Here is a 22,801-nt window from a genome sequence, read left to right as displayed (position 1 = left end):
TTAAAACAAAGGGACGGGGGTAATGTTTCATTTACAAACGATGGATTATACCTAAACTGACCCCTGTAATACGGGCAAGTTGCCGTAATCCAATGTTCGGATTCTGTTTCAATACTTTCAGCACCTGTCTCTGTTCAACTTTAGTTAAAATCTCAAAACTTTTCCCTTCCAACATTTCTTCCAACAATTTCCGGACCTCATGATCTTTAAATTGATATCCCGCTTCCATGAATTCCCCGTCTTCATCTTCTAACATATAGGCCTGAAAATCTGCTTTACTATCGAAAAACAAAGTTAAAAATTCAGTGGAAACAAAAGAATCCACCGGATTAAAATATACCGAATAACTGTTCCACCGGTATTCCGAAATTTTATGACACAAACCTGCTTTCAAGGGATTTTGCAGCACATACCGAAAACAACGCAACAAGTAACCCTGATCTTCAATGACCTCACTTTTAAAACGATCTTGAAAAAGATAACCCTCCCGTTCATATTTATGATTAAACCATATCGCATACGCCGTCAAAATCCGATGAATATAAAAACTCAAGCGACTGGTTTTTACGATAAGATGAATGTGATTATCCATCAAACAAAAACAATACACTTTGAAAAATTCACCAGCCTGTGATTTCAAAAGATCGAGAAACATCCGTCGATCAGCGTCTTCATGGAATATCAACATACGATTAACACCACGTTGGATGACGTGGTATACACCTGTATTGGACTGTTGACGAGCCTGCCGGGACATTTTTTTGCCAATTTAACCACAAGTTAAATTTACAAAAAAAATTCCACACAACAAAATGAAACATTATCCCCGTCCCTTTGTTCCACGAAACAGGTGGGTGAAATGGCTGGAGTAGAGTTTTGACAAACCTTCCCGGTTACCGATTGCTTCGCCGACTACAATCATGGTGGTCAAGGTCAAATTGTTCTCTTTCATTATTGCCGCCAAATTACGGAGTTCGCCCCGGAAAATCTTTTCGTCTTTCCAGGTCAGGTGATAACAGGCTGCCACAGGAGTCTCGGGAGGATAACATTCCAGTAATTCACGCTGTACTTCTTCGGCAATCGAAGCACTCAGGAAAATGCACATCGTGCTTTGTGCCCGGGCCAACAGATGGAGTTTTTCCTTTTCCGGCATCGGTGTACGCCCCTCTCCACGGGTGAGAATAATACTCTGAACCTTTTCAGGTATGGTAAACTGTGAACGCAATGCAGCAGCAGCAGCCAGGAAAGAAGAGATACCCGGTGTAATCCGGTAACGCATACCGTACCGGTCGAAAAAGGCCATTTGCTCCTGGATAGCCCCATAAATACAAGGATCCCCGGTATGTAACCGGACAATAAATAATCCCCTGTCATAAAACTCTTTCATCAATGCAAATTGCTCTTCCAGAGTCATGGAAGCCGAGCTACGCACAGTCGCCCCCGGCTTTGCATAATAAGTAAGCTCGATTGGCACCAGACTTCCTGCATAAAGAATCAAATCGGCTTTTTCCAATAACCTTTTCCCCCGGACAGAAACCAGTTCCGGATCACCGGGACCTGCCCCGACGATCTCGATGAAACCGCTTCGTTCCGCTTCTCTATCCAGAGCAACGGCAAAAGTAAAATCATTCCCCGGAGTAACCTGTCCCTTCTGTTTTTCCAGCAATAATTTCGTATTCCCGGCACTTTTCAAAGCAGTTGCTTCGGAAACACTATAGGCGCCTGTCACCTCGAATACCTTCCCGGAGGGATTCGGTACTTCTATATCCTTCAGTTCCTCAGACCTGTAAATCTGCATTTTAGCAGACAGATTCCGAACCAGATCAGCGACCATAGGTTCATCTTTTTTCAACTCAATAGTTGTCACTACCTTAACAGCTAAAGGAGAAAGTCCATGCCGTTTCAATTCATCACCAATATAAGCCCAAATACCGGTCGGGTTACACTGCTTACGGCATCCTACCCCCAAATGAAGTACAGCCGGATGATAATATAAAATCGGTGTTTCACATTCATACAAACAGGGAGTAACAGCAATAATCAGCCCATAACGTCCTGCCGGAATATCCTCGAAATGATAATAGACATCCACATGGGCCGGTCGTGAATGTTCAAGCCGGTCGGTTCCCTCATCGCGTATATCCAACAACAGGGCCGTCGGCCGCTGGTTGACGAAAATGGAAATCAGCTCATTCAAGGAACGCCGGTATTCCATTTTCCAGCCATTCTCTTTACCTAACAAATCCAAAGCCCATAATCCGGTATTATCACTTTGGGTCGTAACCACAGGCTGAGCCCCTAATATACGGGCCAACCGTTCGGTCAGGGCATTTGCGCCACCGACATGGCCGGCCAGAACCGACACAACAAAATGTCCGGTAGCGTCCACATTGACTACGGCAGGATCTGCATATTTCGAAGTCACACAAGGAGCGATCGCCCGTACACAAATTCCCATCGCCCCGATAAAAACAAAAGCTTCGTAATCCCCGAAATGCCTTAAGGTAAAATCAGTGATCGAATCGATCCGGACACACCCGCTCCGTTCCGATACAGAGAACAGGTCCACTTCCTTACCTAGTTCTTCCCGGATAATTCCGGCAGTTCGTGCCCCGGCATCCGAAGCGATTATCATAGCTGTTTTCATTGTATTTATCATCATATTTAATTAGCTACAGTTATAATTCAATTATATTCTCATCCAATAAAGTCATTTTTTCCACACCGGAATCTGTCACTAAAAATGTATTCTCAATCCCCACGGCTCCGATTCCTGCCAACACGAACTTCGGTTCAAAAGCAAAAGTCATTCCCGGTTGTAGTATATCCTTCGAGCGGGTGGTCAATACAGGCAATTCATTTATTTCCAATCCAACGCCATGTCCGACGAATTTTGCCTGAAAACGGGTACCCATAAAACAATCCTCCAACCCTTCTTGTCCGGCCATTGCCAAAGCATCCCGATACAATTCGGCACAGGGCACCCCGGGTTTTGCCGCTCGTTCCATGCGAGCCTGTATTTCCAAAGCGACACGATGCACCCGGTAGGCCCGGTCCGGTAATTTCCCGATTGAAAACACCCGGGTCATATCCGTTTGATAGGCAGTATAGTTTCCCGACATATCCGCCATTACCGTAGTTCCTTCCCTCAACAAAGTCCCGTTCGCTCCCAAAGGCCCCGAAGCATGCATTCCCGTTCCCCCCAAGGCAAAGTCAAAAGGGGAAGGTTCTCCGGCATTTTCTCCTGCCAACAGACTTCCCATAAAGATATCCATATTCGAACCAAAGGCCCGGAAATAACCCAGGGAACCATGTACCCGCATCCGCTTTTCAATTTCGATCTGCAATTCAATATCCCTCATCCCAGGCCGGTAACAGGCTGGAATCTCACGATAGACCGCCTCATGCTTCCTGGCAGAGATACGCATTTGCTCTATTTCCCAAGGTGTCTTGATCATTCGGATGTGCCGTATCAAGGCAGAAGCGTTACCCGTAGCTTCAGCCCGGAATACATGTTGCAAACGGATATATTCATTATAAGAAAGCTCGTCCGCCTCAAGAAGTAGCTTCCGGGGCATTGCCAGATTCAGGTCCCGAAAAAAGTCCGGTATTTGTTCCGGTTTCCGGATAACATGTACCTGATTTGTTTCGGGTATAGTCAGTCGCTTGACAAACCAATAAGGCCGTCCCTCCGCCGGAAGATAAAAATAACCGTTAAACACCTGCCCTGACACATAGTACAAATTCATATTCATCGTCAGCAAACATCCGTCAGCTTCTTCCTGCCGCATAGCCTGCTGAATCCGTCGCCATTTCAACTCCAACTCGTTCTCCATTTGCTTTCTCTCCATCTATCTTCAAAACATACTGATAAATAACATCACATTCAATACGGTCACAATCCCTCCCAAAATATATAAGATCCATTTTGTAGAAGTCCGGTTTTTATATTTACCCATGACTTTCCCGGAAGAAGTCAGATATACCTGCAGGAAAATCGTAACGGGCAACTGAATACTCAGGATCATTTGGGAATAGATGAGTCCCATAAACGGATTAGAAACCAGCATGATAATAATCAATGCCATCACCAGTGAAAGCAATACCCCCCAACGGGAATGACTGTCTTTGATGTCGTAAGGCTCCCGGTAAATGCCGGCAAAGATCGAACCGGCAGCCATTCCCGAAGTAATGGTCGAAGCGATGCCGGCAAACAACAAAGCCACGGCAAAAATCACAGCGGCATTATTTCCTAAAAGCGGTTGCAATAAAGCACTGGCATCCTGTAACTCATTGACCGTACTACCGCTTTTGAAAAAAGTGGCTGCCGCCAATAGGATCATGGCACTATTGATTGCCCAACCGATCATCATGGATAAGAAAGTATCCCAAAACTCATAACGCAACTGCCTGCGAATCACTTTATCGTCTTCAAGGTTCCATTGCCGGCTCTGAATAACCTCGGAATGAAGAAATAAATTATGCGGCATCACCACTGCTCCCAAAACACTCATGATCACGACCATCGAACCTTCAGGAAAAGAAGGAGTCACCCACGCGAGAGCCGCTTCTCCCCAATCGATATGTACTAGGGACAGTTCGTAAATAAAAGATAATCCGATAATAGACACAAAAGCGATGATCCAACGTTCGATCACCCGATAGGAATTGGTAAAAAGCATAATACATACGAAAACGGTAGTCAATATAGCTCCAATCCGCACCGGAATACCGAACAACATTTCCAAAGCGATCGCTCCTCCCAAAATTTCGGCCAGGGAGGTGGACACCGAAGCTCCCATAGCCGTCCACAACATCATTTTAGCATATTTCGGCCGGATATAGGTCATGGTAGCTTCGGAAAGACACAGCCCGGTAGCAATCCCCAAGTGAGCCACATTATGCTGCAAAATGATCAACATGACCGTAGACAACGATACCATCCACAAAAGGGTGTAACCATAATCGGCACCGGCTGCCAGATTCGAAGCCCAATTCCCCGGATCGATAAATCCCACAGTAACCAATAAACCGGGACCGATATATTTTAAAATCTCCAGTCCTCCTAACCGGGGATGGTGTTTTGCCGTTTTCAACGACTTACGGATAAAGTGAAACATAAACATCCATTTAAATTCAATTTTACGCCTCTGCACAAGCTTTCAATACCGTTATCGGATTGTGATCGTCCACAGCAATCCGGCATTCGTCCGTCAGACGGAAACCGGACCGGACCGCTTCCTGACGAAATAAATTCAGACTCTCTTCGGAAACCGAATTAAAAACGACAATACCTCCTACAGGCATAATACCGGCTAATATCGTCAGGATACGGGCAAGTTTTCCACCGTGTCCACCGATAAAAACAGCATCAGGAACCGGATAAACCGATAAATCGGCTTCTGTAAAATCACCGATAACTCCCGTTATTCCCGGAGTACCGAATTTCCGGCTATTCTTTTCAAGTAATTCACGCCCTTCCTCACGAACTTCAAAAGCCGTGATATGCAAATGAGGAAATTGCAATTTGGCCTCGACAGACACGGAACCTGTACAAAAACCGATATCCCAGAAGCTATGCCGGTTATGTAAATCCAGCATACTGAGTGTAAGTAAACGGACAGGCATCTTGGTAATCATTTTAGCACGCCCGTCCAATAGACAAAATCGATTTTCAGGAATACCGAAAGGGCGGCTCCGCAGCCCGGTCCTTTCAAGCATCAGACAATTCGGAAACGCAAAATCCGAACGCAACACCTCAGGCAATTCCATCGTCCGTACCCGTTCGGTCACATTTCCCAGCATTTCACCGATATGCATCCGATAGCCGGCATACCCGTATTCCAACATACGCCCGGCAATCGCTACCGGAGTATGCTGACGGTCGGTCAACACCCCGATCTTTTCCTTTCCTGCAATCAAAGCCCGGTCGAACTCATGCCACGGACGCCCCGTAAGGGAAACGACCTCCATATCCTGATAAGGAATGACCAAACGATGAGCCAGCATTTGTAAAGAATTGAACCAGGGGAAGACTTGTATCTCCGCTTCCGGTAAACGGCTCTTTACCGTATTGGCAAATCCGAAAAAAAGCGGATCACCCGAGGCAAAAACCACCACTTCGCAATAAGCGGCATATTTCTCAAAAACCTCCTCCAGAGGTACGGTGATATCAATCCAAACATACTGTTCCGGCAGACGGTCGCGCATCAACTCATAATGACGCTTCCCCCCGGAAAATACCCGATGAGTTGTAATGATCTCCCGAACTTCAGCCTGAAATTCCCTTTGGCCATTATCGTCGATGCCTATGATATAGAATTTTTTCATTTGTCTCTATTTTCATTCCGGATTCATCAGAAAACTATCGGTCCAACAATCGCTGGAACTCCTTCAAATACAATCCGATCTGATAGCCGCTGACAAAACCGTGGTTAACCGATAAAGCCACCGGCATGATCCGCTTACCTTCCCGTTCTTCTATCTTACCGAAAGTAAAAATCGGAATATTCTGGTGAGGTTCTCCGGGAATAGCAAGTTGTACATTTGTAAAACGATACCAGGGATTCACACTGATCAACAAAATATCCCTACCTTGTCCGACCTCATTATGTACCTCTCCTTCTCCACGCTTTGCAGCCTCGATAAGAGGCCGGGCAACAGCCAGGAAATCTTCGAATGTTTCTATCGCAGGCAAACGGACAGAACGATAACTGCCGTCAGCATTTTGTACAGGCGTAAATAAATCGATTCGTTCATAAAGTATGACCTCTTCTCCTACTTGCCGGTAACGAAATTCCTCGATGCGATTAGCCGCCGTTACAGCTGCATGCATATAATACAATGAAAAGGGCTGTTGTCGTTCTTTTGCCTTCCGGTAAGCCGTCGTACAATCCACCTCAACCGTAACAGAAATCATCGGATTAAGAAAAGTCCTGAAAAACAGGTATTCTTCTTTCCGTGTCCAATTTTGTATATCGATTACCTTATCCATCCTACACCATCTTTAAAGGTCTCTCCCCGGCAATAACTGCCCTGCATCGTCGAAACAAAGAATGGCATTCACAATCGTTGCAGCCAGATTGCTCCCTCCTTTCCGGCCTTCGATAATAATTTTAGGAACAGCCGTAAAAGATTTCAGCATATGCTTGGATTCACGTACGTTTACAAAACCGACCGGAGCACCGACCACGCCGACAGGACAAGCCTTTCCTCTCCGCATCAGGGAACACAATTCCATCAATGCTGTCGGCGCATTACCGAAAACATAAAGTGCATCGGGATGCTCTTCCGTAGCCAGCCGGATACCTGCTTGTGTACGGGTAATATTCATCCGGGAAGCCATCTCTGCAACCCGCGGATCGGCCAAATAACACTTCACTTCCAAACCTAAACGTTCGAGTGCCCCTTTCCGGATTCCCGAAGCAGCCATCGTGACATCCGTGACGATAGTCTTTACTTTCCCCCCGCTTAAAGCCCGGTAGATCGAATCCACCGCCCCCTCGTCGGCATAGAATATATTTTCCATATCGAAATCGGCAGTGGTATGTATCGTATGCAATAAAACCCATTTGCGATCCAGCGGGATATCGGGATGCTTCAACTCCGAAGCGATCGTCCGGAAACTACGGATCATGATCTCCTGACCTGGCTTTGAAACAAAACCCCCGTCCCCGTGTTTCATTTTTTGGTAATATCCGCGGGGGGTGATCATTTTTCCTTGCCAGTTATAAGACTGGGAGTTTCCCAAAAGTACTACGGTGAACATGTCTATCTGTTCCGGATCGAAATCGGCCAGGGTGGTCACGGTTACCTCCTGCTCCGGCCGTCCGGCCTGACGGACATAACCCACCGGGGTATTCCCTGCCCGTTGTTGCAGAAAGATTTCTTTCAGACGGTATAATTGCCAATAACGTCCTTCACTTTTGGGGTTGTATACAGCAGTGATAAAATCGGCAGCGGCAGCAGCCTCAATCCGTTTTTCTATTTTTTCCCAGGGAGTCATCAAATCAGACAGCGAAATCACACAGAAATCATGTCCGACAGGTGCTCCGAGCAAAGAAGCCGCTTTCTGAAAAGCACTGATACCGGGTAATACTTCGATTTCGATTTCAGAACCTCTTTCCCGCTTCATCTCCCAGACTAAAGGCGCCATTCCATAGATTCCGGCGTCACCGGAACTGATGACACAAACGGTTTTACCCTGTTCGGCATACCCGAACGCCATCTGAGCCCGGTCCCATTCTTTTCTCATCCCGGAATCGACACACTCTGCCCCTTCCATGACAAAGGGCTGTATAAAAGAAAAATAATAGTTATATCCGACCACGACATCCGATACCGACACCGCTTTCTTCACTGCAGGAGTAATATCATCCTCACAACCGGGCCCGATCCCGGCTACATATATTTTACCGTTTTTCATTTGAATTCATTTTAAAGACAAAGATAAAAATAATGTGATAATCCATTTCATCTATTATTATAAATAAAGAGACAAGGATTCTGTGGCTATCTACCACAAAACCCTTGTCTCTTTATGCATTTTTAATCAAAAACGGTAAGATATCGTTCCGGTAAAATTTCTCGGTTTACCATATACCGTCGTACTTTTAAAATATTCTTTGTCAAAAAGATTATCCACATTTAAAGCCAAAGTGACTTTTTGCTTTATCGTATAGAATAATCCTCCGTCTACAAGAAACAGAGCAGGGTTGTAAACCCGGTTGGCTACATCGGTAAATATTTTATCCTGGAAAGTTCCGCTCAAATGGAAGGACAAATTTTTCAATAATCCTTTAGGTATGGTATAATCGGCATACACATAAAAAGTAGTGCGGGGAATTCCTGTAGCCCGTACATTTTTACTAGGATCGGTATATTCCGGATAGTCTTTACTCTGATTGATTTTCCTGATCCGGTAGTCCTGCCAGCCCAAGCCACCCGTAACAGCCAAGGTAGAAACGGGATGTACCGTCAACTCCAGATCGAATCCCCGCGAATCGGCAGTACCCACCTGAGCTTGTATCGTTTTTTGAACCATTTCACCGGTTGTTTCATCTTTCTCCTCCTGGGTTCCTAAATTTTTCACCACATTATTTTTCCGGATATAGTATACACTTCCTGAAAAATCGATCCGGTTAGCCCACATATACCGTACTCCGATTTCAGCCTGGTATCCCTTTTCAGGCTTAAAGACTTCACCTCCGTCTTTAGAAGGATTAAACCGCTTTCCATTGCGGTCGAGATAAATTACCCGGCTACTGTACATCGTATTATAAGGTTTGAAATGAGAACCAAAAGAAGCATAGAGAGAAATCTCCTCCACCGGAATATACACTAAACCTGCCCTACCGGTAAAGGCAGAAGTCTTTACTTTCTTCCATTCACTCCGGTCTGCCTCATCGTATTCCTGCCGTCCGTCTTTTACTTTAGCAGTAGCAGTACGGTAATTATAAAAATCCATACGGGCAGATCCCATCGCTTTCCATTTGTTATTTATATCGATCACGTCATGTATATATAATCCTGAAGTTCTCCAATCCCGAATGGATGCTTCGGAATATTTATAATCCCACCAATTTCTTACCAGCTGCGGATTATGCAGCGATACCAGCTGATTCAAGCCAGGTCCCCATACATCTCCTTCATTCCAGCCATTATACTGTGTATAATTAAAATAGGAATAGGTAAAACCCAATATATATTTATGTCCCACTATTCCGGTTTTAAAATCTCCCGTTAATTCCAGCATATTGGTCCATCCCCGGCTGTCAGGACTGAAACAAAGCGGAGAACCTGTTTTCAGGGAGTCGGTAAGATCAATATAATATCTTTTACTGCCGTTTTCATAATAATATCCTCCACTGAAGCGGTTCACCGTATCTGTCCGGTAACTCATTCCTTCAACCGCAGCATAATCCAAATCACTATGATTCCAGCTGAACCGGTCCCGTATTTTCATAAAAGAGGCGAGTTGCTGCGTATAGGATAAAGAAATATCAGTCACCCGGCGTTTCATCATATTATTATTGAAATCATTATATATGGTATGATAATTGGCAAAGGGATTCCGGGAACCTTTCGCCATAACCACCTTCCCGTCGGGACCGAAGATATCTGCACGATTATAGGTTGGAGCAGATCCTATTTCCGTATCGTATTTGTCATCACTATAACCTAACGTTCCCTCGAAATAACCGGTTTTACCAATATTTGCCGCCAGTGATCCCGTTGCTGAAAAACGGTCAGCACGTACATGCCGGTATCCATCTCCTGTCGAATAATGTGCTGTTGCCCGATAAGTCAAAGGACCTGCCAATTTCCCACCGAAATCCAGACTTGTCGACTTCACCCCCCAATTCCCATAACTCAACCGGGCTCCGGCAGTAAAATCAGGAACGGCTTTTTTACGCACAATATTAATCACTCCACCCATGACAGAATGCCCGCTCAACACGGCTGCCGCTCCTTTCAACACTTCGATAGATTCTACGGAGGACAAATCACCGAAAGGTACATTGTTTAATAACGAACGCTCATCTCTAAAACCATCTACAGCCACTACCGTCTCATTCGATCCCCGAACCGAAAAGCGGTAAAAAGCTCCCAACTGATCTTTCACCGTAACTCCCGGTAAAAAACGGACAGCATCCTCAAGATTCAGAATATTCTTCCGTTCCAAAACATCCGACGACAAAGTAGTCACCGTCATTGGTAATGTTTTTAAAGGAACATCCAGATTCAAAAGGTTTACTTTCTTCTTGATTGTTTCTTTCACAATGGCTTGATCTAACTGGAAAACCGTATCCGTTATACTTTTCCGCTGATTTTGTCCAAACACAGACACCATCATCGGCCACATTACAAAAACTAAAATTAATTTTTTCATTTTTAGCACTATTAATAACAATTCAATTCTATTGCTTTATCTATAAGATTATCGGAATAATTTCCGGATTTTTCTTCCCAACCACTTGAAAGTCAACACAACCCCGGATAGAGAAAGGAAAGTTCCTCCGAGCATCAACACATACATCACAACGTTCCATAACAACGGACGTTCGGCCAGAAATTTAAAATTCAGACTGTGCAATCCACTATACAAAACTCCTCTCAAACGTCCATTATCATCGATTTGCCGATGGTATAAAGTTTCGGGATTAAAATAATGGCGGGTATGCAATTCATCGTCTATCACCACTTTATACACCGGAAGTGTCAGCATATTCCGGCGGGAGAAATAATCATCATCCCAATCCGTCATCCATTCCAAAGTATAAGGGGTATCCTGACCGTGAATTTCACGAACCGTTTCACGCACCATCTCTTCGGTCAGGGTAAAAGGCGACAAACGGCTCGTATCCGCAGCATCGATAAACTGTTTTTTACTGCCCGAATTCACGACATAATAAGGATATTTTCCAAAGGATGCCCACTCGATACTTTTCACATCAGACAGACTATCCACGATTTTCCGGTAATCCAAGGCATACAGATCGGCGGCCAACATTCCCCCCTCACGTCCCCGAAAACGTACTTCACGGTTCCTGGTTTTACCTTTCTGCATCCAGGAAGGAATATCCACCAGCGACATCATTCCGCTAAATACAAATGTCAGAGCAAAAACACCGAAAACAACACCGGTGATATGATGCCAACGTAACCACCATTTTTTATAAGGCGAACGCAACCCTTTCTTCCGGTTTTTCCAAAATACCCAAATCCCGATCCACAAACCGGTGAAACACATGATAGCTCCCAATCCGGACGCCCAGATCATAAAATTAATCCAAAGCGCTTGATTTTGCCGTAGAGAAGTAAAATATACCCAATGAGGAATAGCCCCCAGCCAAGCCCAAAAGCGGGAATTCCGGTCAGTCCATTGCAACACTTTACCGCTTTTCGAAGATATATACATCTCTTGCCGGGCATCATCTTCGAACGAAAACTTATAAATCGGAAATTCTTTGGTCAAATAACCGAAAGGAATCCACTGATCCAACCGGTTTAAGGAATCTACCCGATAAGCAACCGATCCACCCAATTGTCCGGCAATCCGGCAAATCTCGTTAAAATCAGGTTTACCGACAACCTGCAATGAATCGGCATACAAACCGGCAGGTAATTGCCGCCCTTTCAGATGAAATACCGGCCGGTCGAGATACATATCTACAGACAAACCTCCTAAACGACTACTGTCGGGCAGTACCTGCAATAAAGAATCTACAGCCGGAAGCGGACCTGTCAGAGACTCCTGACGGGCTAATTTCAATTTCTGATTTACCCGTGGGAAACTATGATAAATCATTACAATCCCAGAGATAAACCACATCAGAAACAAGATACTGAGTAATAAACCGAGTATCCGATGAATTTTTCGGAAAATTTTTGTCAACATGTTTTTATCTATAATCTTATTCCTGTCCACGGGAATAGCATTATTATTATTTTCGGCAGGTTTCCTGACTCAGTCCAGAAAAGTAACCTTCCAGTCGCGTCGACCGTGGTTGTAAGAAAACTTTTCACCTTATACGAACCTCACAGTAGCGGGCACTGTTCCGGAATTGCACCGGATTCCCTCTCATTTTATGCAGAAAACATAAAATTCACCGAAAACTTAAGAGATATCAAATAAAACGTTCGTTTAATTTAGTTGAAAATCTATAAATTTCATAATATTTATAAAGTCATGGGACCCTGCGGGCACCTGGTTAATTGACAATGAAACAATACACCCAAGGAATAGATCCTATCGGATTGATTATCAATGGTTACATTCTCATCTTCTTCCCTTCTTTGTCTTTTGATGGAAGCAAAGCTTCCAATAATTGTCCATCGTCCATTGACATCTGTCCATTATTCTTTTTGCGGGTTTCCGCAAAAAGAATCGACCTTTTATTTTCCCTGCATATACCCCTTTTTCCTGGTAGCCATATCCACCGCTTTATGTCCGGCAGCAAACCGGGCATGTTGGATGAAGAGTTGCTGAACAGTTGGATTTTCTCCCAACCCTTTCAGGTAAAGATTCACTTTATAACCCTGTTTTTCAAGATTTTCCTTCCATTCGCCTGCTATATCATTTTTAGCATGATCTCCGGCAACAAACATCAGGGGGGCCAAAGTCAATGTTTTGGATTTTCCGTTTTTCAATAGCCGCAAAGCGTCTTCGTATTCCGGATACCCTTCTACAGTTCCGACATGATATTCCGGATGTCCTTCCGCTTTCAGCATATAATCGAACATAGCATACGAAGCTGTTGCAGGATCGGGTGTTCCATGGCCCACCAATAATTTTTGTCCACCTCTATCAGCCTGATTCATGGCCCCTGTAATTGCCTTCACAACCACGGCATAATCCTCAGGAGCATACAACAAAGGATTTCCGACACGAATATCTTTAAAATTCAGCGAAAGCCCTTCCACTTCGCGACGCAATTCTTTCATCTCGGTACCTTCGATTATATTCGTAGATTGTATTAAAATATGCGTATAACCTTGTTCATGCAGCTGAATGAGTGCCTGGGTCGGATTCAGGCGCTCTACTCCCCTTTCCTTCAATTTCTTCAGGATAATCCGGGAGGTCCAGGCTTCCCGGACTTCGATACCTGGAAAAGCTTCTTTCATCTTTGCATTGATTGCATCGATTGTCAAAACCCGGGTATCGTCATGAGTGGTACCGAAATGGATGATCAGGATGGCAGCCTTATCCCGCTCTCCTAAATTTCCGAAAAGATCCGATTTTATAAAATTTTCATCAGAATGGGCCATACACACCGGCCCGATAAACAACGCTATTACTAAAAACAAATATTTCATATGATTATCATTTTATTTTCAACGATCCAATATACCTCTTATCCTACAATTAGTTCGGACTGATCCTGTCATTTGTACCGACACATAACCGATGGCAAATAACCATAGCGTTACCAGCATACACCATTTTTTCATGAAACGATTAAATTAAGACATTAATAATAACTTTTCTGACCCCGGAAAAGCTTTATTACCTATACAATCATGGCAGGTCTCCTGACTTACCCCAGAAAAGCAACCTTCCCATCCTTACATCCGGACAGTGGTGTAAGACGCTTTTCTACACACAGGGTTCACAGTAGCGGGCACTGTTCCGGATTCCAACCGGATTCCCTTTTAAACAGCAAAGAAAAATACTGTATTACCATAATCGGTTGCAAAGATATATAAAAAAGTTTATAACTAATAAAAACAGTACTAATAAGTTATTCGTTTTTTCATTCTTTTTTACAGGTCGAAGGGTTTGTCTGATAAGTCTAAGTTCTATCTTTCTACAACAATTCCTATAAAAAAGGAACGGTGCCCGTTCAATTAAAACTGTCACTAGTGTTTTTAACTGTGGGCACCGTTAAGTATAAAGCAGGATATTTCGACTTCTTAAATATAACTAGCCGGAAGAATAATTTTCGACCTTATAAACTAACTGAATCTTACAGACAAACTGACATAAAACGAACGACCGGGATTCAAAGTCGAGTAATTACTATTCCAGGGGCGGTCGTCGACTTTGTCGAAAAGATTTTCCACCCCGAACCCCGGTTCCAATACCACCGATTTCAAGTTAAAAGAATGCCGGGTATTCAGATCCCATTGTGAAAAACCGGGAGCAGGATCGTAATAATAGGTCTTGGAGTAGCGCCCTTCCTGAATACGACCGTTAAGGTTGACATTCAGATGATATAATCCCCAGCGGTGTCCCCAGCGGGCATTGGCCGTCCAGACATTTTTCACACTTTTATCGATCGGTTCCTGAGTTGTCTTATCTTCGGTATCCATAAAATGATAACTTCCCCCCACCGAAAAACCGGCTCCGGCATATACATTCAATACTGCTTTTACCCCTTTTACCTCAGCCCGGCTTATATTATCCCGCTGTTGGGCCTCATCGTGTTTACCATACCCCAACTGTTCGGCTATAGCCGGATCGATTCCCCGGTAGTTGATCATATCCCGGATTTTATTGATATATCCGGATACAGAAAACGAAATTCTATTGTGTACGTATTCTGCATTCAGCATAAAATAATCACTTTTCTCGGGTTTCAGGTTAAAATTAGGAATCGTCACCATATCCGTCGTTTTCGCCACATCCGTGGCATACAACTGGGATAAGGTAGGAGTCCGGAAACCGGAGGCATAAGATGCCCGGAAATTCAGGTCGCCCCACTTATAACTCAAGGCAACATTGGGAGTAGCATAATTTTTAAAAAATTCGTTATAGATATACCGCAACCCGACCACAGCCTGAAAATTCTTCCATAACCGGATCTCATCCTGCAGGAAAAGAGCCATCGTATACATATTTTCCCCATCCAGATCATCGGTAGCACTCATCAAAGTCTCTTTCACATACTCCATACCCACAGAAAATTTTTGTGCCTGTCCGAGTTTAAAAATACCTTTTAACGAACCATTGTAATAATGTACTTTTTTCCGGGTATCTTTCCCCCGGGAAGCTTCTCCGGGCTTACTGACCGAGTCGTAACGCGAAGTAAAATTATCGGAATAAAAATCGGCATCGATATAAGCAGATTTATTGATCATATATTTAGCTCCTGCGCCATAAGTATACGTTTCATGCTCCATATTGTATTTATACACCGATGCCGGCCGGTCGTTCTCCCAATTATAATACGTACCCCTTATCCCCAGGGTGAGACGATCGTTCACCGCATAGGTAAAACGTTGATTCACTGTATTGGAATAAAAGGCTGTCGAAGCTTCCTTATCCGTTGCCTTGTCTTTTTCCGGATTACGATATTTCCGTTTTGTCTCTTTATCCGTCGCATAAGCAGCCTCCAAAGCATTCAATTGCCATCCGTCGGCCTGCAAGCGTTGATAAGAGGTATACGAACCGAATTTACCCTGATTAAAATCTGCATTCACAGCCTCCGAGAAACGCCCCTTACTCCCATAACGGGTATCACTGGAAACCTGCATCACATTCTTCGCATCGTCGGTAATAATATTGATCACCCCTCCTATCGCATCGCTTCCATAAAGCGCCGAAGCAGCACCGTTCAAAATCTCGACCCGCTTGATGTTAGCGACATTGATACGGGAAATCCGGTCATCCCCGGCCAGCCGGCGCCCATTTTCCAACACCAGTATATAATCGTCATTCAGGCCGTTCAAACTCATGGTTGTCCCCATACCGCTCGTCACAAAAGCAAACGAAGCATTCATCTTAGTCAATACTTCTTCCATGGTCGAGAGGTTGGCTTCCCGGATATCCTGAGCCGTAATAACCGATACCGGCACCGGGCTGTCTTTCATCCGCCGGTGTGTTCCCGTTCCGGTGACTACAACCTGACCGATATTGATGTAGCTGTTTTCCAATTGCACAACGACCTGGCTTTCCCCGCTCTTTACCGTAACCGATTTTGGAGCATAACTGACATGAGTCACCCGCAACTCATGGATTCCTTCGGGCAGATTCCGAAGGATAAACTCTCCTTTAGCATTGGTCGAACAACCCGCAAGACTATGGTCTACCCGGATATTGGCACCATCTACCGGATTCCCGGATTCAACACTCACCACTTTACCGCTGATAGTCGTTTGCGACCATACCTGACCAACGACAAACAACAAAACGATTGTCAGCGCACACCACTTTTTCATTAATGATAGAAAATTAGATATTTAACAATCACATTTCTGACCCCGGAAATGCTTATTTTCTGTATAATTCTGGCAGGTTTCCTGACTTATCCCTGAAAAGCGACCTTCCCATCCTCCATTGGACAGTGGCATAAGAAACTTATCAATTACGGGATTCACAGTAGCGGGCACTATTCCGGATTCTCACCGGATTCCCTTTTATGTAACGGATGAAATCTATTACATCACCAAAATTGCAACAAAGGTAGAAAAAATTAAAAAAATCTCCTGCAACAAACCGGGAAATTATTCAATGAACTACCGGGAAACGCCCAGGAAGCCTACGACTCAGGAACGACAGCCGAACCGAATCCGGTCTTGTTAAAAGCGAAACACCGGTAAAAAAAGAGATGGTGTTTTATATTATTCTCCTATTACTTTGGGCACGTGTTTGCTATTTTATTTGCATGTGTTATTTTTGTAGTTATGAAATGGTTATTATGAAAAATTTATTTAGAACAGTCAGCGTGATTGCTTTAGCCGGCTGGTTTTTAGCGTGTTCAGAGAAAAAGAGTGAATCGTGTTACGAAATTATTCCTGCCCCGCTGGAAATCCGGGAGAATTTTTCAGGCGGGGAATTCGTGTTGGATGATGGCGTGTGTATTGTTTACCCGGGAGAGAACGAGGCAATGCGCCACAACGCTTTGTTTCTGGCGGATTACCTGAAAGCGGCTACCGGACGGGATTACCGGGTGGAAACCGGTTCGCGCGGGAAGAAAAATGTAACGTTACAATTAGATTCGAGTATTAAAAATCCGGAAGGGTACCGTGTGAATGTGTCTGCCAGCGGAGTAGTGATTGCCGGGGCAAGTGAGGCAGGCGTATTCTATGGCATACAAACGTTGCGCAAGGCTATCCCTGTAAAGGCGAACAGTGTTCCCGTATTAACCGCTGTCGGGATAGAAGACGAGCCGCGTTTCGGTTACCGGGGGGTACATCTCGATGTGTGCCGCCATTTTTTCACGGTAGACGAGGTGAAGAAGTTTATCGATATGATGGTTTTGCATAACATGAACCGATTACATTGGCATATTACCGACGACCAGGGATGGCGCATCGAGATAAAGAAATATCCTGAGTTGACAACAGTAAGTTCCCGTCGCACGGAAACGGTGATCGGGCATAATAGCGGTAAATATGACGGTAAGCCGTATGGCGGTTTTTACACGCAGGAGCAAGCACGGGAAATAGTGGACTATGCCGCCAAACGCTATATTACCGTGATCCCCGAGGTCGATTTGCCGGGACATATGCAGGCGGCATTAGCCGCGTATCCGTATTTGGGGTGTACCGGAGGTCCGTACGAAGTGTGGAGAATGTGGGGAGTGTCCGAAGAAGTGCTTTGTGCAGGGAACGACAGCGTGTTGACTTTTATCGATGACGTATTGACAGAAATTATGGAGATTTTTCCTTCCGAGTACATTCACGTAGGAGGAGACGAGTGCCCCAAGGTGAGATGGGAAAAATGCCCAAAATGTCAAGCCCGTATCAAAGCATTGGGTATCAAAGGTGACGACAGGCACACGAAGGAGGAATATTTGCAGAGTTTTATTATTTGCCACGCGGAGAAATTTTTAAATGAACACGGGCGCCGGATGATCGGCTGGGACGAAACACTGGAGGGCGGTTTGGCCCCGAATGCCACGGTGATGTCCTGGCGCGGGGAAGGTGGAGGTATCGAAGCCGCACGCCAATATCATGATGTGATCATGACTCCGGACACTTACTTGTATTTCAATCATTACCAGAGCAAGGATACCGAGGAAGAACCGGAAGCGAATGGAGGTTACTCCCCGCTAGCACACGTGTATGGTTACGAACCCATACCTTCAATGCTCACTTCTGACGAGCAGAAGTTTATCAAAGGCGTGCAGGCGAACCATTGGACGGAATATATCACCACTTTCCCGCAATTACAATACATGGCTTTACCGCGCTGGGCGGCTCTTTGCGAAATTCAGTGGAGCCAACCGGAGAAGAAAGATTACGCTGATTTTCTAGAACGATTGTTGCGGCTGACTCGTTTGTACAATGCCCTGGGATATAATTACGCGAAGCATATATTCGATGTGACGGCAGATTATCGCGTTAACACGAAAAACGGGACGGTGGATATTTTCACGGGCACGATTGACGACGCACCGATTCATTATACGCTGGACGGGACAGAACCCACGGTTCAGTCGCCGGTGACGGCGGGGGTGTTGTCTGTCAGTCAAAGCGGAACGTTTCGGGCGATGGCGGTGCGTCCCTCAGGAAACAGCCGCGTAGTGACGGAAAAGATCACTTTCGGCAAATCGACTTGCAAGCCGATAGTCGCTAACCAGCCCATAAACGAGCAGTACAAGTTCAACGGAATCACGACTCTTGTCGATGGTTTGCAGGGGAATGGCAATTATAAAACGGGGCGTTGGATCGCTTTCCGGGGTAATGATATGGATGTGACGATCGATTTATGCCGGGTTGAGGAAATCTCTTCCGTGACATTTCACAATTGCGTAGAAAAAGGGGATTGGATATTCGACGTGCGTTCCGTGGCCATAGAGGTTTCGGAGGACGGGAAAAATTTTGAGCGCGTGTTTTTCGGGGAATACCCGGAGATGCAGGAATCCGACCGTAACGGATTGTACGTGCATAAGCAGACATTTGCCCCGGTGAAAGCCCGTTACATGCGGATTATGGCTTCTCCCGAGAATGTAATGCCCGATTGGCATCCCGGGAAAGGTTACCCGGCGTTTTTGTTTGTGGATGAAATAGTAGTGAATTAAAGAAAGATTCGGAAGATATGTCGTTTGTACGGAATCTGTTTTTCAGCGTGTTCCTGGGTGTCTGGGGAACATTGTCGGCACAGGAGGAAAGGGTGATTCCTGTCCCGAGGGAAGTACTCCCGGGAACAGGAGAGTTCCGTATATCGGAAGTTACGGCATGGCACACCAATCTGAGTGGAGCGGAGAAGGAAAGTTTAGTCAATTACGCGGCAGCGGAGTTATCTACGGGGAGACAAGAATGGCACGGAAAAGATCATACGGGCAAGGATGTCGTATTTTTTCAAAAAATATCCGATGCGGACATTCATCCCGAAGGGTATGTTTTGGAAGTTAAACCGGAAATAGTGACGGTATCGGCCTCTACCGCAACCGGTTTGTTTTACGGTTTGCAGTCATTGCTGCAATTGATGAAGCCGGATAAACGGGGAGGCTGGACAGTTCCGGCGGTGACGGTTAAAGACTCCCCGCGGTTCGGGTACCGCGGATTCATGATAGACGTTTCGCGTCATTTCCGCCCGAAGGAGTTTGTCAAGAAGCAGATAGACGCTATGGCCCGTTATAAGTTGAACCGCTTGCATTTGCATTTGACGGATGCCGCCGGTTGGCGTATCGAGATCAAAAAATACCCGAGGCTCACAAGTTTTGCAGCGTGGCGCCCGGAAGCGGAATGGAAGAAATGGTGGAATACTGCCGATGGACGCAAGTATTGCGAGCGGGAGGATCCTGCCGCTCAAGGCGGGTATTACACGCAGGAGGATATCCGGGAGTTGGTGCGTTACGCGGCGGAACGCCATATCACGATAATTCCTGAGATAGAGATGCCTGCCCATTCGGAAGAGGTATTGGCGGCTTATCCCGGTTTATCGTGTGCGGGTGAACCTTATAAGGGGTCTGATTTTTGCGTGGGTAACGAGGAAACGTTTACTTTTCTGGAAAATGTACTTACCGAGGTGATGGCGCTTTTCCCGTCGGAATATATTCACATCGGGGGCGATGAGGCTGGCAAACAGGCATGGAAGAGTTGTCCGAAATGCCGGCGGCGGATGGCGGACGAGGAGTTGAAGAACGAGGATGAATTACAGAGTTATCTGATTTGCCGTGTGGAGAAGTTTTTGAACGGCCACGGGCGTAAGTTGTTGGGATGGGACGAGATCATGGAAGGCGGGTTGGCTCCGAATGCCACGGTGATGGTGTGGCGGGGCGAGGAAGGCGGAGTAAGGGCCGTGAAAGCCGGGCATCGTGTCGTGATGACTCCCGGAAAATTTTGTTATCTGGATAGTTACCAGGATGCACCGCAGTTTCAGCCGGAAGCAAGCGGGGGGTATTTGCCACTGGCTAACGTGTATTCGTATGACCCGGCATCTCCCGCGTTCACAGAGGAAGAGGCGAAATTGATTTATGGCGTGCAGGGCAATTTGTGGGCGGAGTATATCCCTACCGATGAACATTACGAATATATGGCTTATCCCCGTTTGTTGGCTATCGCTGAAGTGGCGTGGAGTGCACCTGCCAACAAGTCATATCCTGATTTTCGCAGGCGGGTATGCCGGGAGATCGGATGGTTGCGTGACCGGGGGTACCATCCTTTTCCCCTGGAGCAAGAGTTAGGGGAACGTCCCGAAGCAAAGGAAAAGGTCGTTCATTTGGCATTGGGGAAGCCGGTGGTGTACAATGCTCCTTATAACGAACATTACAAAGCACAGGGGGATAAGACCCTGACAGATGGTATTCGCGGGGGATGGACGTATTCCGATGGCGCGTGGCAGGGATTTATATCGCGGGACCGCCTCGATGTAACTATCGACCTGGGGAAGGCCATTTGCATAACTTCCGTGGAGGCAACTTTTATTCAAGTGGTGAATCCTGAGGTGTTTTTGCCGTGCGAGGTGATCGTTTCTTTCTCGACAGACGGGAAGAATTTCGTGGAAGCGAAGCGAGAGGAATACAAGGTATCGAAAGAAAAACCGGTCTGCTTTGGAAACTTCGGTTGGACAGGATGTGCCTCGACCCGTTACGTGCGTTACCAGACCCGTTCGGACAAGGATTTACGCGGTTGGTTGTTCACGGACGAAATCATCGTGAAGTAAAAATGATAATGTATGGATGAAAACGATATTTTGCTCGTGAAACGGTTAAAGAACCGGGAAGAGAAAGCTTATGTTTTCTTGTTCGAGCAATATTATAACCGTTTGTATCGTTTCGCTGCCAATTATTTACGCGATCCCAAGGCTGCTCATGATATCGTACAGGATTTGTTCATGGATCTTCTCGAAAAAAGCGAGGTACTGAATATAACGACTTCGGTAAAAGCCTATTTGTTTGTGATGGTAAGGAATCGTTGTTTGAATTTCCTCCGGAATTTGAAAATCAAAGACTCGTATATACAGAATGTACTGGAAGCCCATTTGTATTCGGATACCGTAGACGCGATCGATGAAGGCTCCGTGTTGGATGAGTTGCAGGTCATTGTCGATAAGATGCCCCCGGGGATGAAAGAGGTTTTTCGTTTACGTGTCACGGAGGATTACAAATTTAAGGAGATTGCCGAGAAATTAGGAATCTCGGAAAATAGTGCCAAGGTTCAAATGAATGGAGCAATCCGGATGATCCGGGAAAAACTGCCTTACCTGAAAGACCGTCTATTGTTATTTGCTTTATTTTAAATCTTTTCCCCAAAAAGTAATATTTTGTCTTAACTTTTTTCCTTTTTGAAGTGTCTTAATAGAAATTATATCTAAAAATAATGAAAAAGGGGAAAGACGAATCTTTGGAATGGACGCTAATCAAGAAGAGTCTTACTGAAGATTTGACACAAGAAGAACAGGAGCAACTGAATGCCTGGTTGGACACTCTCCCGGAGCATCGGGCTTTTTACAACCGGATTTCCAAGTTTGACCGTACGGAAGGTATCGGGGGATTGCCGGAGGAAATATATCGGCATGACCTGAACCGGTACATAGATAAATTCCGACAAAATAAGCGGAAAAACAATAAACGACGTCTGGTATATCTCACCCGCTACGCGGCGATATTTATCGTGTTGTTGGGTGTGGGATTGTATTTCCGGTACACGAACGGTTTGCAGGAGATGATGCCTGATAATATGTCCGCTATTACTCAGGTCTTACCGGGACAGGCTGCCGTGACCTTGCGGCTGAGCCATGGTGAACAGATCGTACTGGATTCTATTTTGACAAAACAAACGGTCGGTAAAGATGGCGTGGCGATTCGTGTAGAAGAGGGTGTACTGCGATACGATGGGGAGGTTAATAATGATGGAAAATCTAGTTACAACGAGTTGGTTGTGCCACCTTCGGGAGAGTATATCGTCG

15 protein-coding genes and 3 riboswitches are annotated in these 22,801 nt (G+C 45.4%); of the genes, 4 read left to right on the top strand and 11 right to left on the bottom strand.

Annotation, left to right across the window (positions count from 1 at the left end):
- Positions 1 to 31 precede the first annotated feature (31 nt).
- The 11 genes from WS34_RS09475 to WS34_RS09425 all read right to left on the bottom strand — a co-directional run bounded on the left by WS34_RS09475 (position 32) and on the right by WS34_RS09425 (position 16,662).
- Positions 32 to 757 carry a transposase gene (locus tag WS34_RS09475; protein WP_046403194.1) on the bottom strand — a complete coding sequence of 242 codons (726 nt, stop codon included), beginning with the start codon at positions 755 to 757 and terminating at the stop codon, positions 32 to 34.
- Between the two features lie 63 nt (positions 758 to 820).
- Complete coding sequence (gene cobM, locus WS34_RS09470; protein WP_046404461.1) at positions 821 to 2,647, bottom strand: precorrin-4 C(11)-methyltransferase; 1,827 nt, start codon at positions 2,645 to 2,647, stop codon at positions 821 to 823.
- A gap of 31 nt (positions 2,648 to 2,678) precedes the next feature.
- The gene (locus WS34_RS09465; protein WP_046404460.1) at positions 2,679 to 3,851 is read right to left on the bottom strand and encodes a M24 family metallopeptidase; all 1,173 of its coding nucleotides are present in this window, start codon (positions 3,849 to 3,851) and stop codon (positions 2,679 to 2,681) included.
- A gap of 6 nt (positions 3,852 to 3,857) precedes the next feature.
- Entirely contained in the window at positions 3,858 to 5,120 is a 1,263-nt protein-coding gene (locus WS34_RS09460) for an Nramp family divalent metal transporter (RefSeq protein WP_118576684.1), read from the bottom strand.
- Positions 5,121 to 5,142: 22 nt separating this feature from the next.
- Positions 5,143 to 6,330, bottom strand: a complete 1,188-nt coding sequence (locus WS34_RS09455) for a bifunctional cobalt-precorrin-7 (C(5))-methyltransferase/cobalt-precorrin-6B (C(15))-methyltransferase (RefSeq protein ID WP_013612606.1) — start codon at positions 6,328 to 6,330, stop codon at positions 5,143 to 5,145.
- A gap of 34 nt (positions 6,331 to 6,364) precedes the next feature.
- Complete coding sequence (locus WS34_RS09450; RefSeq protein WP_046404455.1) at positions 6,365 to 6,994, bottom strand: CatA-like O-acetyltransferase; 630 nt, start codon at positions 6,992 to 6,994, stop codon at positions 6,365 to 6,367.
- 12 nt (positions 6,995 to 7,006) lie between these two features.
- Positions 7,007 to 8,425, bottom strand: a complete 1,419-nt coding sequence (gene cobJ, locus WS34_RS09445) for a precorrin-3B C(17)-methyltransferase (protein ID WP_046404452.1) — start codon at positions 8,423 to 8,425, stop codon at positions 7,007 to 7,009.
- Positions 8,426 to 8,551: 126 nt separating this feature from the next.
- Positions 8,552 to 10,891 carry a TonB-dependent siderophore receptor gene (locus WS34_RS09440; RefSeq protein WP_046404450.1) on the bottom strand — a complete coding sequence of 780 codons (2,340 nt, stop codon included), beginning with the start codon at positions 10,889 to 10,891 and terminating at the stop codon, positions 8,552 to 8,554.
- A gap of 48 nt (positions 10,892 to 10,939) precedes the next feature.
- Positions 10,940 to 12,400 carry a PepSY domain-containing protein gene (locus WS34_RS09435; protein ID WP_046404448.1) on the bottom strand — a complete coding sequence of 487 codons (1,461 nt, stop codon included), beginning with the start codon at positions 12,398 to 12,400 and terminating at the stop codon, positions 10,940 to 10,942.
- A 37-nt stretch (positions 12,401 to 12,437) separates the two neighbouring features.
- A riboswitch (cobalamin riboswitch) is annotated at positions 12,438 to 12,631 on the bottom strand.
- Between the two features lie 266 nt (positions 12,632 to 12,897).
- Positions 12,898 to 13,818 (bottom strand): sirohydrochlorin cobaltochelatase, encoded by a 921-nt coding sequence (locus WS34_RS09430; protein ID WP_046404446.1) that lies wholly within the window; start codon positions 13,816 to 13,818, stop codon positions 12,898 to 12,900.
- A 189-nt stretch (positions 13,819 to 14,007) separates the two neighbouring features.
- Positions 14,008 to 14,202: riboswitch (cobalamin riboswitch) on the bottom strand.
- Between the two features lie 255 nt (positions 14,203 to 14,457).
- The gene (locus WS34_RS09425) at positions 14,458 to 16,662 is read right to left on the bottom strand and encodes a TonB-dependent receptor (protein ID WP_046404444.1); all 2,205 of its coding nucleotides are present in this window, start codon (positions 16,660 to 16,662) and stop codon (positions 14,458 to 14,460) included.
- Between the two features lie 54 nt (positions 16,663 to 16,716).
- Positions 16,717 to 16,909: riboswitch (cobalamin riboswitch) on the bottom strand.
- 232 nt (positions 16,910 to 17,141) lie between these two features.
- Here WS34_RS09425 and WS34_RS09420 point away from each other — a divergent pair.
- The 4 genes from WS34_RS09420 to WS34_RS09405 form a co-directional block, all read left to right on the top strand.
- Positions 17,142 to 19,469: a glycoside hydrolase family 20 protein gene (locus WS34_RS09420; RefSeq protein ID WP_046404473.1), complete on the top strand. Its 2,328-nt coding sequence runs from the start codon at positions 17,142 to 17,144 to the stop codon at positions 19,467 to 19,469.
- Positions 19,470 to 19,486: 17 nt separating this feature from the next.
- The gene (locus WS34_RS09415; RefSeq protein ID WP_286693697.1) at positions 19,487 to 21,556 is read left to right on the top strand and encodes a beta-N-acetylhexosaminidase; all 2,070 of its coding nucleotides are present in this window, start codon (positions 19,487 to 19,489) and stop codon (positions 21,554 to 21,556) included.
- A gap of 12 nt (positions 21,557 to 21,568) precedes the next feature.
- The gene (locus tag WS34_RS09410) at positions 21,569 to 22,132 is read left to right on the top strand and encodes an RNA polymerase sigma factor (RefSeq protein ID WP_046403176.1); all 564 of its coding nucleotides are present in this window, start codon (positions 21,569 to 21,571) and stop codon (positions 22,130 to 22,132) included.
- A gap of 80 nt (positions 22,133 to 22,212) precedes the next feature.
- The coding region (locus WS34_RS09405; protein ID WP_046404442.1) for a hypothetical protein at positions 22,213 to 22,801 on the top strand (589 nt) is incomplete at its 3' end.

The sequence above is a fragment of the Odoribacter sp. N15.MGS-14 genome (assembly GCF_000980245.1).
Taxonomy (GTDB): Bacteria; Bacteroidota; Bacteroidia; order Bacteroidales; family Marinifilaceae; genus Odoribacter; species Odoribacter splanchnicus.
Note: the sequence above shows the minus strand (reverse complement) of the source record. Positions and strands in the feature narration are given on the sequence as shown.